Here is a 16279-nt window from a genome sequence, read left to right on the forward strand (position 1 = left end):
CTCAGCCGCTTAGACAAGATGACTATCCTGTTCGAAATGAGGTACTGAACTTGATCAAATCATTTAAAAAAACGATCGCTATTCTTACCGCTTCCGTAATCATCGGAAGCCTTGCGGGCCAAAGCGTTTTTGCTGCCGGCCCTGCTCAATCTTCCCAGTCGGATAACCTGAAAAGCTTGCAAAAGCGACTGCTGGAAGCCTCCTTACAGCGTATCGCGGACAAAAATTCCAAACCGGATGCAAGCGCCTTCATCGCACCGGGCATCGACACTTCTTCGTCGAAAAAAATCAAAGTCATCGTCCGTCTGAGCGTACAACCTGCTGCTGTCGGCATTTATGCCGCCAAGCAAGGCAACCGCATGTTGGCCCAAGAGTTCACGCAGGAGAAGGTCGCCGATGAACAAACGGCATTTTTGGTCGCCGCCAAAGCGCAAGGCATCGACCTCTCCGTTAATTACAAGTTCGATACCGTATTGAACGGAATGGAAGTGACGGTGAACGCCAATCAAATTCAGAAATTGGCTAAAATCCCGGGGGTTCAGGCGATCCATCCCAACCTCATCTATCACCCGATTTCCGAACCAGATTCCCTCGCTTCCGAAACCCTTGACAAGAATGATATGGTTCCGCTGAAACAGATCGGTGTGGACAAAGCATGGGAAATGGGCTTTACAGGAAAAGGACTAAAGGTGGGCGTCCTCGACACCGGCGTGGATTACGCTCATCCGGATTTGAAGGGCGCGTTCCAACAAGGTTCAAACGGTCCAGTTTACGGCTATGACTCTTTTAACCAAGATCTGGATCCTTATGAGGATCTCCCGCGAGGCTACTTTGGCGGCTATGCCGGTTCCGCGCACGGCACGCACGTTTCGGGAACCATCGTCGGCAGAGCGGTAAACGTAACCGGCGATTTCAATCAGAAAGGCGTTGCCTACGAGGCTGAACTGCACTCGTACAAAGTTTTGGGAGTGAAGGATGACGATTACACAGCCGAAGCGCCTACCGGGACGTCGGCCCAAATCATCAACGGCATTGAGCATGCCGTAGAAGATCATATGGACGTCATCAACTTGTCTTTGGGAAGCGCCTTGGCCAAAGACGCCAACTCTCCGGATTCGATTGCCGTAAACAATGCCGTGCTGGCAGGCGTCATCGCCGTAGTGGCCAACGGAAACGACGGCAGCTCGGGCCACTACTATTATTCCATGGGCTCTCCCGCTTCTGCGCAGCTTGCGATCTCCGTCGCTGCGGCCACCAGCCCAAGCGTGCAATATGAAGTGTCGGTCAAGGATTCGGTCTTAGCCCAGTCGAACCTCCTAAGACTTGTCGCTTGGCAATCCGGCCAAACGGTCTTCGGCTCCATCTTCGGAACGAAACCTGTGGAAGCCGTCTATGTCGGCTTGGGAAGAGAGACGGACTATACTTCAGATCCTACCATGTTTAAGGATAAAATCGTGTTCATCTCTCGGGGACTCATCTCCTTCGAGGAAAAAGTCAAAACCGCAAAAAAGATGGGCGCCAAAGCGATCATTATTTTCAACGGTATTGACAAAGTAGAAAACGGTGTTTCCGTTCCCAATCTTGACGATAACATTCCCGGACGCAATGGCCCGATCGGCTCCATTGCTGCTCTCGGCGACGGTCATGATTACATTCCGCTCATCGATATGCCAGGACAACTGGGTCGCTCGATCGCCCGCCAGCTACAAATGTGGGGCACCTTGCAGTTTACATTCGCTTCTGACATTAAAGTAATCCAGCTCAAAGGCGATACGGTTGCGGAGTTCAGCTCGCGCGGCCCGAACTCCGACGGCAATTACGGCATCAAGCCGGATGTCAGCGCGCCTGGCGTTAACATTTACTCGACTTTCCCCGCTTACGGGAAAGTGAATCCTAGTCAAAGCTATGAACACGCCTACGCCAGAGAGAGCGGAACCAGCATGGCATCGCCGCACGTTGCGGGTCTCGCCTTGTTGGTGAAAGAAAAGCACCAGGATTGGTCGCCGGCCGACGTTCGCGCGGCTCTGGCGAACACCGCAGACGAAATCAATAAAGATGGCACCATGTACGATGTCTATTCGCAAGGATCGGGACGTGTGAACATCGTCAACGCCCTGAAAACACCCGCTATTCTGCAAGCGCTCGACAAGATCACGATTTACGATAACCAATATAATCCCATTACGATGGACAGCGAAGCGCCCAACTTAAGCTTCGGCATGATTCAAGCAGGTTCCGAGGCGTCGAAACCGTTGCAGCTCAAAAATACGTCAGGCGGCTCGCTGACATACACGGCCCAAGTCGTGATGCATTTGAAAGTGACATCCGATCCGGATCCGACCCGTGCGATTCCTACGCCGAACGTGAAAGACATCAAGGTGACGCTGGACGGGCTTGATACCGGTAATTCGAACAAAATCACCGTCGGGCCGTACGACAGGCATCGACTGACGTTGACGGCGAAAACGAAAGCGAAAGCCCCGCCGGGCGTCTATGAGGGTGAAGTTCTTCTCACGAATGCCAAATCCGGCATTCCGCCTTTGCATCTGCCTTTCGTAATACACGTAGGAGAGGACGATTCCGCGAATAACAGCTTTGCGATTCAAGATATTAAACTGTCGAATAATACGGTAACTTCCGATAAGCCCGTGGATATTTCCTTTACGCTCCATTCCAACACCGTGAACTACATCCTTATTGGCCTGTACGGGTTGGATGAAAAATTCCTTGGCTATGTTTCGTATATCAACGACATTGAGGTAAAAGATGATACGGAGAAACTCAACTATCTCCCTGCCGGAAAGATTACGATTCCCGACTTTGACGGAACGTATGTTGATGAGTATTTATCACCAGAAGGAGACAACGTGATCAAGCAGCTTACGGATGGCAACTATAACCTGGGTATTATCGCCAATAGTTTCAATCCAGAGACGGGAGAATTAGAAGACCAAACCGCTATTTTCAAATCGATATTCGTCCAAGACAGTTCTACCGAGTCTGTAACTCCTTCTCCATAATCGGGTCGGGGACCTGTCGGTCCGATTAAAACGCATTGGGAGACGAACTTGTAGAATCGTTAATTCCGATTGGAGGATGCCATACAATCCTCGTCATGAAAAACCCCCTTGCGACGGCGGACTTCATTTCGCCGTTGCAAGGGGGTTTTTCACGAGAGCCAAGACAACTTCCACCCAAACCCTTACCACCATTTTCGGTCAATGTCTTACAATTGACAAGATGCGTTCGTTAGCGCAGCAAAGCGGCCGAAAGCAAGATCAGGCGCCTCGCTCGAGGCAGCATAACCGGCGGCAAAATCATCTCCGGAGTCATATGCCCCCGCGATCCGGACCACGGAGATGATTGACCCGTGAGATTTGAAGGAATTAAAAAAACTTACCGACTCATTAGATGATTATGGAAAACGAGAGCCGAGCAGAAGCATAAAGATGGTCTTGTATGTCCGCATAGCAAAACTCAGACCTTCATGCATGCCAGTAGGCATAAAGGCATGAATCCCACGGTCCAAGCCCTCAATAAACTGTGTCACGGCCCATCCTCCAGCAACATGCAGATCGCCGCCCGTCGCTTCCAGGACCTGACTGTACTTTACACCTGCTGGAACCACCTCGATTTTATAGCTGCGGAACGACTCAATCTCGCGGAACAGCTTGGCGATTAGCGGAACAGGCACACCGAAACCGGAATGATCCCAGTCTTGCAGCATCAAAAAGTCAGGATTAACACCGGCAATCTCCCGCACATCCCGCTCGTATTGCCCGTCGTCCTGATACGGAATATTCACAAGGATTCCAGCACACCCAAGTCCGATGAATTGTTCTGCATACTTCAACCTTTCAACAGGAGAAGCCGCTGTTGCTCCTCCGATGACAGGAACACGTCCGCCTGCTTCCTCCACCACAACCTGGGTCATACGCAGCCTTTCCTCTGGCGTCAGGTGATACAGTTCCGCAGCCAGACCGGGCACGAGAAAGCCCACTACTCCCGCGTCCAGCGCCAACCGGACATTCCGCCGTAGCGAAGCCTCGTCAAGCTCGTTCTGTATTGTGAACGGGGTGTTCAAAACCGTAATAATGCCGCGCATTGTTAACGGATCCACAGTTGCCTCACTCCTTGATTTCACGATGTTCTTACATCCGTTCGAATGACGGTCATGCCCCTTAGTCATATCATATTAGTACACCTCCCTGTTCAGGGATTTGCTCGACTGCGCAACCTCAGTATAAGCGCCTCGCGAAAGTGATGAACATCACCAAATTGCCATATCATGAACCATTTTAGCGCTTCCAGGGTATGTTCCATTTTTCCGCCTATGTCTCATTTTTCTTCCACACTGCGGTGTAAGTAGGAAGCATGTGCATTATGTTTCATATATCTCCTATGATTTGGTAAGAGAAAAAGAGAGCCATGATTTACATTAGCTCTCTTTTTCAATTGCCCAAATACTCCCGAAATGGGCGCTCGGACGCTCGTCCCAAAGAACTTTTTTCTTTGGAACCTTTATTTTGTATGAGAAGATAAAAGCTCCTATGCAAAAAAGCTCCTACTGCACAGAATTGGCAGTAAAAGGTTTTGATAGAAAACAACGATTTAATGTTACTGTATCCCAGCCGTCACTGCGGTTTCTCGACATTATTTTGTAACCCTAAACCAAAACGCTCAGCATCCACAATAATCCCCCCCAGCCTCTATATACCTAGGCTTCAGATTGTTGTTAACTCATTTGATGTCTTTATTGTAATACAGAGTTGTTATCGTTTACTTTAGCGGTAAAGACAAAAAGGAGCAGTGATTTTTATCCTAATCAATAATGGCAGCTATATGACAAAGCGTCGTATGTCTTAGCATACAAAAAAACACTAAGGTGCCAATGATAATACTTGGAAACTTAGTGTTTTTTAGCTTTCATCTTCTTAATCAAGGGTGCTCTATTTCTTGATCCCCGTTTCCGTGAGATTCACCTTTACATATAAACTCACGTTCATCGTTGGATAAACTTTTTTCCATTCTTCTTCATTCCAATTTCGTGTTTTACTCCTTACGAAATCCCCTAAACCGAGTGGATCGATCCCTTCTTTTTTAAACAACTTTATTAGATCCAATCCGGTTGTGTGAAGATCATTTTCTAAACTATCTTTGATTCTTTGAAGCTCTTGTTTTGGAAGACGAACCTCCCTTGCATCTCTAATTTTAGCGTTTAAGACAAGGTTGATCATCACATTTGGACTTTTCGGATCTGGATTGATTCGATAACTCACTTTTGACCCGATGTTCTCCACTGCAAGGTAAGACTCATCGTCAAGCTTTACCTCAATGGTACCGTGATTCATATTAGTAAGAAGCAGTTTCATGAGCCGCGATTGTTTTTCATTCAGGGATACTACATACTTATCATTCTTGAATAATGCTGTACCCGAAATCATTACTTGACCGTTTTGCAATTTAAGGAGCGGCAAAAACGGGTCCATTCCTTTACCTATAAGGGAATATTCGAATTCGTGAAGATTTTGGCTTGGAAGAAGCCCCTTACGTGTAGTTGTATCGAGTAAATTGTACAAAAACATCCCTTTTTCTTCTTTTGAACTGAAGTTTTCTTCCAACAGTTTCTTTGCGCTTCCATCGACAACGGCCAAGTACATTCTGCGCGAAAAAAAAGCATTGCGCAAAAACACATCCAATTCTTTTGCCAGCCCATTTGCTGCCATATCTTTTCCATACAAAACCACAGAAAGTTTCCCTGGATTCAGGGGCCGATCTAACTGCATACTCATTAATTCTCTGATACCCAAGCTTGTATGACCCACTTTTGAGAACAACTCGGTTGAAACAGAACCGGGTTTTCCGGATTGAAACTTGGGCACTGCCAACGTAATTTCGATTTGATTCTTTGTTGACTCATCGAATGCAGAGACAATAAAAAGATTTATTCTATCCAAAATTTGTTGTTTCACACATCCTGTTAACAATAAGCAGGCAGCCAGTAGTCCGAATAAAACCCGACTCATACCGTTCTTCTCACTTTCATTCTGACTATATCGAGTATGTACATAAATGGGATATACACATAAATAATGCATAATCCGATCTTTGATAACCACGTTTGAACAACTTCAATACTGTTTCGATCTGGAATCAAACATACGGCAGTGAAAATCAGAATCAAAAATATCGGCAAGACTGTCAATTGTTTTATAGTGAACATTAACTTCATCATTCGGCTTGAAGCCCAAAGACATAAGCATACGATAGGAAATAACCGTAATACCGTTGCAGATGCACCGATAAATTCAAAATGTTCAATGAAAGGAAATTGAATAAATTTATATTTCGATAATGCCGGCCAAATTTCGGTTGATAATTGCTCGGTTTTGAACAGTAACACTGAATAGATAATTTCGACAAGATAAATCGTTGTCATGGCTATAATTGCCCAATGTGCCCACCTTTGCGACTTTTTTGGTGTTTTAATGAATGTGTAACAAAAAAATAGCATCTCCACGCCCATATAAGAAAAGGTCAATTCCTTTGTTGCTTTGATGATATCGCTTGGCGAATGATCCATTATGGGCGATAAATTATTAAAATGAAGAAATGGTGCCGTAAAAAACATGGATAAAAAAAGAATATTGTTTATTAAGCTAAGCAAACAGATACCCACGATAACCCGAAATCCTCCTGCAACCATGTAATACGTAAGCAAGAGTAAAACTAAAGCCAGCGGCCAAGTTTTCATATCAGGAAATATCCATACTTGTATAACTTCAATAAAATGCCGAATTTGATAAGTAGAATTCAGCAGGAAATATCCGATAAAGATAAGGTTAAGACCACCACCCGCCCATTTTCCGAAAAACTGTTGATGGATATGTATAAGGTCCGCCTCATTATCGTTGAGAATTCGATAAATCATATATATGACGACATGTATAATGATTGCGCAAAGGAGGACGGAAACCCAGGCATCTTGGCCGGCCAATTGAATAGGCTTGATCGCCATGGACAGAAATCCTAACCCGAACTGCATCGATTGAATCACAACGAAAATCAGATAGGGTGATACGGTATACCTTTCATTAACTGTTGAATTCAACTATTTTCACTCCCAAAACTGAATCATTCGTCGATGTCTTTTTTTAAGTTTGCATTTCTCTTATCGAATCTTACTGGATTTTTCGTTCTGAAAAAACCTGGTCGATGATGAAATTTTGAAAATGGAGGACGTATTACCGTATCGTACAGGTTTGAAATCCGAAAAGGATAAAAAGGAACTAGGTAAGGCATCCCGAGAGAAGTTAATCGCAACAAATGGGTAATAACAGCAAGGGCACAAATGAAAATACCTAATAATCCCCATACTTGTGCTGCGATAATAAACGGAAACCGAAGAATACGTATTGTTGTACTCATGCGATAAACGGGAGTTGTGAAAGAAGCCATAGCCGACAACGCCACAATGATTAATAAAAAGTTGCTGGTCAGAGCGGCTTCAACAGCCGCGGTACCGAGTACGATACCCCCAACAATACCGATTGTTTGTCCGATTTTGGTAGGTAATCTAGCACCTGCTTCCCGTAATAGTTCAATGACAAGCTCCATAATGAGCACTTCCACAACAGGAGGAAAAGGTACATTTATCCTGGAGGAAATAATCGTGGGCAAAAAAATATTTGAAATACCGTGACCGTGATATGTCATAACAGCAACATATACGGATGAGGCCAAGACGGAAAACACAACAGAAATAATGCGGATCAACCGAATGATAGAGCCGATGATCCATGGCAGAAAATAATCTTCATAGGAGGTGAAAAATAATCCCAAGGTAACAGGTCCTAGAATCGCAGTCGGGGACCCGTCAACCAAAATACAAACCTGCCCCATTGTTAAACTCCAAGCAACGCGATCCGTCCTTTCGGTCCCAAGCAACTGAGGAAAGATGGAGTTTGAATTATCTTCGATCATTTGTTGAACCAAGGTTATATCTGACACCATATCGAATTGTAAGTTCTCTAAACGCTGGATACATGTATTTACATATTGTTCATTCGTAATTCCATCCATGTAACAAATGGCCACTCTCGACTCGGACACACTACCTACAATGATCTCTTTTATTCTTAACTTGGGAATGGGAATTCGCTTGCGGATCAGGTTAAGATTGGTGTCCAGCGATTCAACAAAGGCTTCTTTCGGTCCTTCCACGTTAAATTCGATTTCGGGTTTTGTTACGTCGCGACCCTTTGATAAAACGGCATTGATCAATAGGCAATTTGTATTTTGATGACCATGTTGTATGGCTACATATCCACGTAATAATTTATTTCGAATGTAATTCCAATCGGAGGACATTTCTTTTTCGGCAACCGGGATCAACTTGTACAAATCATCCAAAGAAACATCCGAATCTTTACTCAAGGTACCAAGGATATGTTCGTGCAAGACCTTTGACTCAGTAAGTGATTTAAAATAGCCAATGAAAAAAGGCTCCGTGTTGGTTTTGTGATAGAAATAAAAAAAATCGGATGATTCATTAAGCTCTTTCCATACTTGAGGTACTGATTTCATTATTAATCACAATTCTTTCCTGATTTTTAAATTCGATTTATTTTCTCTCTTGCAGCGGACAACTATACGGACTATTATGATTACTCTACATTACTTCACAAAGGATCGGCGCCGATTTAGATTCATCCATGAACACCGTTCTCAGTTCCGTGCCGCGATTCCGTAAGCTATTGACTACAAAAAAAGACCAACATCTATTGGTCTTTTCCTACGGCTTAAATTGCAGTGCAAAAACTAAACTACATTTCAGATTGAAGTCTTTCCATTTGTCTGCCTCCGATGATGGAATAAGTAATAGATTACAAGAGTTAAAATCATGATAAATCCGCCTATAAGGTACATCATGTGATAGTTTGTCTTTGCTGCAAGAATACCGAGCAAATAGGAGCCTATTCCATACCCTGAGTCAAAAAACACTAAAAACGTACTGATAGCGATTCCTCTACGATGACCGGGTGAAGCTTTAACCGCAATGGTCATAAAGCTAGGAAAGATAGCACCATATCCGAGCCCAATAATTCCTGACGTAATAAGAAATACAGGTGCCGAATAAGCTTGGCTTAACCAGATCATCCCGAAAATGAATAAGATCATTCCTGGATAAGCAAGGACATGCTCTCCTTTTCGATCGAACAATCGCCCGGTAAAGGGTCGAGTTAGAAGGATCATCAATGCGAGTATGACAAAAAAGTAGCTTGCAATGCGCTCCAGCCCAAGCGTTTTGGCGTATACGGAGATAAATGTAGATAAGGCACCATAAGAAAACGCAAGAAAAAAACCGGCTATAGAAATGGGTATCGCCGACGTCTCAATGTAACGTCGAAACCCTTTGACAACTGCGTTTGATGTTGAATGGTTCACGTACTTCGGGAAGCTTGTAAGCATCCCGAACAATAAGGACAGCAGCGAAAATACAACAACCGCAAAGAACATGACTCCATAGCTAGTGTGCGTGGTTATCCATAGGCCTACAAAAGGCCCAATGACCATCGCGAGACTCATAAACAAACTAAAATAGCCAACTCCCTCTCCTTTCCGATGTTCAGGGATAGTATCCAGAACAATGGCTGAAGTGGATGTAGTCACCATCCCAAAAGCAAAACCATGAATAAACCGCAATACGAGTAGGACAGAATAGTTGTCAATCCATATATACGATAAACTACATAATGTAGAAATAATTAAGGAAATAATTAAAAGTTTTCGTCTATTTATCTCTTCTAACCACTTTCCGGTTAAAGGTCTGGAAATGACCGCAGTAATGACAAAAAACGTGATAACAAGTCCAATGCTTTGCTTACTCCCATGTAGCTCATCGAGTACAAATTGCGGCAAGGTCACGACTAAAATATAAAAAGTCATGAAGATAAAAAAATGACTTAAACTTATCGTTACGAAATCCCGACTCCATAATCTTTCTTTCTCGACGCTGATCCCTTCTTTCTTTAAACAATTCAGCTTCCATGCTTTGCAGTTAGTTTCATAATTCAATGTTAACCACTTACACCCAACGGATCATATCCTTGAAGGCTAGAATTACGTTTCCCCGGATTATTATCATCTATACTGTCCGCTTACGAGGCTTCTGATAAGAAAACGAAGCTGCTTCATCCGGAGTAATTCCAACGCAAAAAAGCCCAATGAGCTAATTGACTTTAGCCATTGGACTTTTTTATTTAATAGCTTATCTATGGCATTATGCCGATTCCATGAATGGCTGTTCTATTCAATTACTATTTTATCTCCACGACGAATTCGACCTGTTTGGATCACCTTCGCATAAACTCCCATGGCTCCCTTATTATGCTTGACTGCTGCCCGCAAGACTGATGGGTCATTAGGCAGATCTCCTTGAGACAAGGTTGTCATAATGCATCGGATACAAGGTTGCGTAACTTGAAGCACAACTTCATCGCCTATTCGTATATCTTTGCCAATCCAACTGTTTTCAACAAATCCTTCTTCATCCGGTACATTGATTACAATATTGGTCCTGAAGCGTTTAACCTCAATCCGGCTTTCCGGGATAAGCTCCCTCAATTTGTTTAGACTTGCCGTTGTTAATAAGTGAATGATACCAATATCATAGAAAGTTCCTTCCGGAGAACTGCGTGTAAAAATGGTATTCCGATTGTTTAGCCCTTCAATGTCAGGTATATATCCCTCAAATTGAACATCTTCAGTTTCAGATGAAAGCGCGGCTATTTTGACCGGCCTGGAAAGTTCGTCCGTCAGCCTTTGATTTAAGTCTCCATCTGTTGTCACACCCCAACTGCCATCGGGAAAAGTGATTCTAACCACAGGAAGCTTCGCTGGATCTTGAGGCGGTTCAACATAGGCAGCCCGATAATCGAACATGTTCGGCCATTTTAAGGGATTCTTGGCATTCGCAAGTTTACCTGTTGATGTATCAATTAACGCAAACTTACGATCTCCAACAACTCCTTTTTCTGTGATATCGGTTGCATTTAATTCTTCGCCCATCATGGATTTAACGGGATATCTCCACAACGATACTACAGTAGGCTGACTCATTTGTAACATCTCCTTAAAACTGATAATTCTCCCCATTTCACACTAATCATTCCACTATATCTGAACCTGCATACTTTGTTTTCTTAACTTTAATTTTATTCAAGACATATATCAATACCGTTTTTTCGATCTTATTAATAGATGAAATAAATCGATCTACTGTTCTGTTCTGTTTCGCAATGGCTTACTCGGGTGATTTTGGTAGCTCACCGTCTATGTCTTTTTTCAGCACATATCCTTTTGTACCATCCTCTGATTGGCGTTTTATTTATCGGGTCTTCGGATTTTAAAGTGGAGACAAACTCAAAACATTTCACTTATAAATCGGAGAATATGGTGGTATTTCACTAAAGACTTGATTTGTATCGATTTCTTAGTACAATAGTTTTATGACTACTCAAACTCAAAAATTAATGAATGATGAGCACAGGGCCAGAATATTTAAGGCATTAGCTGATGAAACAAGATTGGAAATCATACGAACTCTGTATGCCAATAAGAAGGAGATGAATTGCGGAGAAGTGGGAGACATTCACGGTACTTCAAAATCGAATAATTCGTATCATTTGCGGACTTTAAGGGAGGCGAAATTGATCAAGGTACGAAAAGAAGCTCAAACGAGGTATATGAGTATCGATATGGAGACCTTTCAAACTTACTTACCCGGATTTCTGGATACGTTGTAGAAAGAAATTATTTTTTTATTCAATAGTTCAATAGTATTTGAACTATGAAACTAAATTATCTTTTGTATCAATTGGCATTTAGTCAAAGAATTCACGCGACTTTCTGTCCGAGTTGGTGTATTGTGACGCACCTTGCTGGTGTCCATTGTTCACCCTTGTCGTCTGCCTGCAAGCTGCGAGGTGGCTTGGTCCCTTGTTATCAGGTGTGAAATTTAACTTTATCGTATTATAACATATTATTCAGAGGTGATTTCGTTGTCTACTTATCTGCTCATTCACGGCGCGTGGCATGGAGCTTGGTGTTGGGAAAAAATCGTTCCTATGTTAGAAACAGCCGGTCATCGTGTAATTGCCATCGATTTACCCGGACACGGAGAAGACCAAACCCCAATTTCAGAGGTAACGCTCGACGTGTATGCAAATCGTGTGGTAGCTGCTATTGATGGTCTTGATCAAGAGGTTATTCTAGTTGGACACAGCATGGGCGGGATTGTTGTATCGCAAGCAGCCGAGTACCGTCCGAATCGAATTAAATCGCTCGTTTATTTAACCGCATTTCTATTACAGAATGGTCAAAACATGCTCGTGATTCCGCCTAATCCCAATATGCGGGTCTCTGAAGATGGGAGCACAATTACCGTTCCCGCAGACAAAGCAAAGGATACGTTCTACAACAATTGCCTAGATGAGGATTTAGTCGGGGCAGTATCTCGGTTACAGGTACAAGCCACGAATCCATTTGTGACACCGGTGAGCCTGACGGAAAAAAATTTTGGTCAAGTCCCTCGTTATTACATTGAAGGCCTTCGAGATAATGCCATATCAATCGACATGCAAAGGCAAATGCAAGCCGCATCTCCCTGCAAGGAAGTATTCACGTTGGATTCAGACCATTCGCCGTTCTATTCAACTCCAGAACAACTATGTAACATTCTGCTCAATATTGGTTAAAAGTGAGTAGCTTTCGTGAACACGGGAGCACGTTTTATACATTTTTATCGCCTGCAATTAAATGAAAAATCACACCACCTCCTCACACACAAACAAAGCCTCCCTTAACACTAGGGCCATAATTCGCTTGTTATGATGAAAAACGCCGGCGCGGGGGATTGAACCCTTCGCCGGCGTTATCTTTAATCGGTAACTTTATGGTTGACGGCAGTCAAACGTCGGGCCGCTTCCTCCGCTTCACGGTACGCTTTGTCCAGAATTTCCTCCCATTTTAAGATGGCTGTCCCTTGCGCCCTAATGATTTGATAATCCTCGATCCCTAGGAAATTAAACATAGATTTAAGGTACTTGTGCGAATATTCAACCTCCGTATACCAATCGTCGTTCGTATAGACGGAGCCGCTCCCTTGAATAACGAGCATGCTGCGGCCGTCGTATAACAATCCGACGGAGCCGTTCTCGGTAAATTTATACGTCTCGCGCGGAATAATAATCGTATCCATATAATCCTTCAGTTTAGAAGGAATGTTAAAATTGTGCAGTGGCATCGCAATGACATATTTAGTCGAATCTTTGAACTGTTTAAGAATCTCGTTCCTTCGATCCGTGACTTGCTGTTCGGCATCAGTAAGGGGCTCTCCCTTCCGAAGTTTATCACTGGCGCTTAATACCGTATGGTCCACAACTGGAATCTGTTCGTCGTACAGGTTGACTTGCTCTACAGTTTCCGTTGGATTTAGCTGCTTATATATGCTCAGGAAGTGGTTCAGTACGAGCAAACTAATGGATTGTTGCGACTCCACTTGGGGGTGGGCATTGATAACTAGCATTTTGGACATTATATAATCATTCCTTTAGGTTTATTAACGATAACTTAAATCGTCGATTGAACTATGTGTTGAATTCCCGCCCGAGACCTGTCCCATATTCGGCAGATTGAGAAGTCGGGAATCGTCAGCTCCGTGTTCGGAGAATTTTTGGTGGAGAAGGGCTTATAATTTGCCCTTCTCCAATTTCTCAATTAAGGTGAAAATATCAATACCAAGCAGAGTTGTTTCTTCCGGTACATAGGTATCGGTCCGCCACTGATACATTGGCTTACGTTGCTTTGCAAGCTCCTCTGTAAAGAGAATTTTGGCTCGTAGGGCTTCGAACGAATAGCCCCTACCTAAACGGTTAGTGATACGGATAAGGCTATTCAGTGACTCGGTATAAACGTTGGTGACACGATGGTCGAAGTAGGCGAATATCTCTTCTTCCCAGTTCTCCATAGACTTTGTAAGAGGCTCAAAAGCCGCATGGAGTTCATTTGGTAACTTAGCTTTCCAATCGTGATATTTGAGGTATGCCTTGTGTCTGCTGTCGCTATCCCATATGTCAAAGAAAGATTCCTTCAAGTTATACGCAATGCCGAGAGACGGGTAATGATTCGTCCATTGGTCAAGCAGTATCCTATCGATCTCTGTAAGCTCTCTATGGCGTTTAAGGAGGATATAACGGTCATTCATAAGCCCACGCCGTGCCTTCGGCGATAAGCCCTTTTTAAGCTGTTTGCGGATGGTTTCTAGCGCTTGGTTTGCCATACAGAGAACGGGAAACTTATCGACGATGATAATAGCTTTTGGCAATACAGCCCTCACAGCGTCCTTATACGGTTTCCACATATCCATTGTTACGTATTGTATTCGTTCTCTATTTGTAAGGCGTGAAAGACAGTCTACAACGGTTTCCTTGTTACGATTGGGCAGAACGTCTAACAAAGTATGTTCCTCCATGTTGGTTAAAACGCATCTTGGCTTGATAAGGTGTATTTCGTCAATCCCAAGCCAATTAGGAGTTTCAAACCGAAGCGTTTCTTTAACACGATTGATGTAATCACGAAAGATGTTACGAACCGTTTTTTCATTCAGTCCAACATCGTCAGATATGCTGACAAACGTGCGTTTAAGGCTTTGCTTCACTACATAAAACAATAATCGTTTGGTGCACCTTCGCTTCTCGTCTATGGTGTGGTCTAAGCGTTCCCAAAAGGTTCGATTGCAGTCTCTACAGCGATACCTCTGACGCTTTATTAGAAGCCCTACACGCTTGCCGTTAATAGGCAAGTCCATACAAATCTGTTCCCTGTTATCGTGCTTGTAGAGGTTCGTTAGGCATCCGCAATGAGCACATGTTAAAGGTGGAGAGTTCGTCACCACCTGTATTAGAAAATCAAATTCATTCTCACGAATACTTAGGATGTGGAATTTTGGAAGATTAAGAATATCCATTTGAGTTTCTATGCATTTATGATTCTACAAGCTCCTTCTTTGTTTTCTCCTGAGCAGGCAAAATACCACTTGAAAAAAAAGCTAACAACGAACCGACAATGCATAAAGCCGCAAATAGGCCAACGGCGGTAAAACCGTTAAAAGTCGCATAAAGCAAGCCTGCGATCCAAGAACCGAGTGTTGTCGCAGCGTACATGGCTGAATTGGCCATGCTTGTGATCGTGCCACGGATCGTCGGATTTAATGAAGTCAGAAGTCCCATGATTAGCGGAAATGATATTCCCATGTTAGCGAAAATGAAAAAGTATGCACCTTCGAAAGCCGAAACCGACGACAAATGAGGTAAAACTAGAAAACATGCAATGGAGACAACAAAGCCAATAACCAGTGTGTTGAAACGACCCAATATTTTGATCACATAAACACCGCCGATACTCCCCACCATATTCCCAAGACCCAGAAAAAACATCACGAACCCCACGTGATCGACAGAAAGCTCAAAGCGGTCTGTCATCCATTTTCCAATGAAAGCAAAAGCAGCCATGAATCCGCATTGAAACAAGAAATGAGCCAGGAAAGATCTTCTCGCCATTTGGCTGTTCAATAGCAGGACATATCTTTTAAAGATTGGCATCTTGGTTCTTTGGTCTTGATTCGGTTTCATTGCGGGCAAAGTGTAAAAGATAAATACCGTCGCTAGCAGCGAACATGCGCCGATTGTATAGAAAGGATAAGACCAATGAGTTGCAGCAAGCAAACCTCCAATAGGTATGCCGAACGCTTGGGCAGAAGCCAAGCCCGCCATTACAATTCCGAATACTTTGGCGACCTTCTGCGCAGGAAACAAAGTCGGGATGGAGGCCCAGATTTGAGGCGTTGTAAACGCTGCGCCGAATCCGGCCAAAGCGCGGAATAAAAACATCGACCAAAAATTAAAGGCAAAGCCGCATAAGATGGTTGAAATCGAGAAGCAAAACATCCCAAAAAGCATTACTTTTTTGCGATCCCACCCATCGGAAAGCGGACCGGCAATGAGTGCAAATATGGCATAACCTAAAGCGTAGGCTCCCACCATCCAACCGGCATATTCGGTCCGGATGTGAAACAATTCCTGAAGAGTGGGGATAAGCGGAGAAATGATAAATGTATCCGTACCGATAAGAAACATGATGACGAAAAATAAAGCTGTTAATTTATTCATGTTATTCACCCTTTGTAGTTATTTTAATAGTTCAATTAATATTGAACTAA

12 protein-coding genes are annotated in these 16279 nt (G+C 43.5%); 3 read left to right on the plus strand and 9 right to left on the minus strand.

Annotated features, from left to right (window positions below; genetic code table 11):
- The first annotated feature begins 50 nt into the window (after positions 1-50).
- A complete protein-coding gene (locus ASG85_RS39645; protein WP_060648329.1) occupies positions 51-3020 on the plus strand; it encodes a S8 family serine peptidase in 2970 nt (989 codons plus the stop codon).
- A 395-nt stretch (positions 3021-3415) separates the two neighbouring features.
- Here ASG85_RS39645 and ASG85_RS27290 read toward each other — a convergent pair whose 3' ends face one another.
- The 6 genes from ASG85_RS27290 to ASG85_RS27315 all read right to left on the minus strand — a co-directional run bounded on the left by ASG85_RS27290 (position 3416) and on the right by ASG85_RS27315 (position 11121).
- The gene (locus ASG85_RS27290) at positions 3416-4189 is read right to left on the minus strand and encodes a dihydrodipicolinate synthase family protein (protein WP_082588247.1); all 774 of its coding nucleotides are present in this window, start codon (positions 4187-4189) and stop codon (positions 3416-3418) included.
- Positions 4190-4949: 760 nt separating this feature from the next.
- Positions 4950-6098, minus strand: coding sequence for a Ger(x)C family spore germination protein (locus ASG85_RS27295; RefSeq protein WP_082588248.1), 1149 nt, complete (start codon positions 6096-6098; stop codon positions 4950-4952).
- Positions 6023-7111, minus strand: coding sequence for a GerAB/ArcD/ProY family transporter (locus tag ASG85_RS27300; protein ID WP_060648332.1), 1089 nt, complete (start codon positions 7109-7111; stop codon positions 6023-6025). Before ASG85_RS27300 ends, ASG85_RS27295 begins: the two co-directional genes overlap by 76 nt.
- A 23-nt stretch (positions 7112-7134) precedes the next feature.
- Positions 7135-8586: a spore germination protein gene (locus ASG85_RS27305; protein WP_060648333.1), complete on the minus strand. Its 1452-nt coding sequence runs from the start codon at positions 8584-8586 to the stop codon at positions 7135-7137.
- A gap of 246 nt (positions 8587-8832) precedes the next feature.
- On the minus strand, positions 8833-10077 hold the full coding sequence (locus tag ASG85_RS27310) for an MFS transporter (RefSeq protein ID WP_235550235.1): 1245 nt from the start codon (positions 10075-10077) through the stop codon (positions 8833-8835).
- A 231-nt stretch (positions 10078-10308) separates the two neighbouring features.
- Positions 10309-11121 carry an MOSC domain-containing protein gene (locus ASG85_RS27315; protein WP_060648334.1) on the minus strand — a complete coding sequence of 271 codons (813 nt, stop codon included), beginning with the start codon at positions 11119-11121 and terminating at the stop codon, positions 10309-10311.
- 389 nt (positions 11122-11510) lie between these two features.
- On the opposite strand from ASG85_RS27315, the gene ASG85_RS27320 reads away from it, so the two are divergent.
- Together ASG85_RS27320 and ASG85_RS27325 are read left to right on the plus strand one after the other, a co-directional pair.
- Entirely contained in the window at positions 11511-11807 is a 297-nt protein-coding gene (locus ASG85_RS27320; protein ID WP_057305728.1) for an ArsR/SmtB family transcription factor, read from the plus strand.
- A 255-nt stretch (positions 11808-12062) separates the two neighbouring features.
- Positions 12063-12758 carry an alpha/beta fold hydrolase gene (locus ASG85_RS27325; RefSeq protein WP_060648335.1) on the plus strand — a complete coding sequence of 232 codons (696 nt, stop codon included), beginning with the start codon at positions 12063-12065 and terminating at the stop codon, positions 12756-12758.
- A gap of 182 nt (positions 12759-12940) precedes the next feature.
- On the opposite strand, the gene ASG85_RS27330 is transcribed toward ASG85_RS27325, so the two are convergent.
- From ASG85_RS27330 to ASG85_RS27340, 3 genes are all read right to left on the minus strand, one after another.
- Positions 12941-13597 (minus strand): FMN-dependent NADH-azoreductase, encoded by a 657-nt coding sequence (locus ASG85_RS27330; RefSeq protein WP_060648336.1) that lies wholly within the window; start codon positions 13595-13597, stop codon positions 12941-12943.
- A gap of 153 nt (positions 13598-13750) precedes the next feature.
- Positions 13751-15028, minus strand: a complete 1278-nt coding sequence (locus ASG85_RS27335; protein ID WP_060648337.1) for an ISL3 family transposase — start codon at positions 15026-15028, stop codon at positions 13751-13753.
- 16 nt (positions 15029-15044) lie between these two features.
- Positions 15045-16229, minus strand: coding sequence for an MFS transporter (locus ASG85_RS27340; protein WP_060648338.1), 1185 nt, complete (start codon positions 16227-16229; stop codon positions 15045-15047).
- Positions 16230-16279 lie beyond the last annotated feature (50 nt).

Source organism: Paenibacillus sp. Soil724D2, assembly GCF_001427935.1.
Classification (GTDB): domain Bacteria; phylum Bacillota; class Bacilli; order Paenibacillales; family NBRC-103111; genus Paenibacillus_E.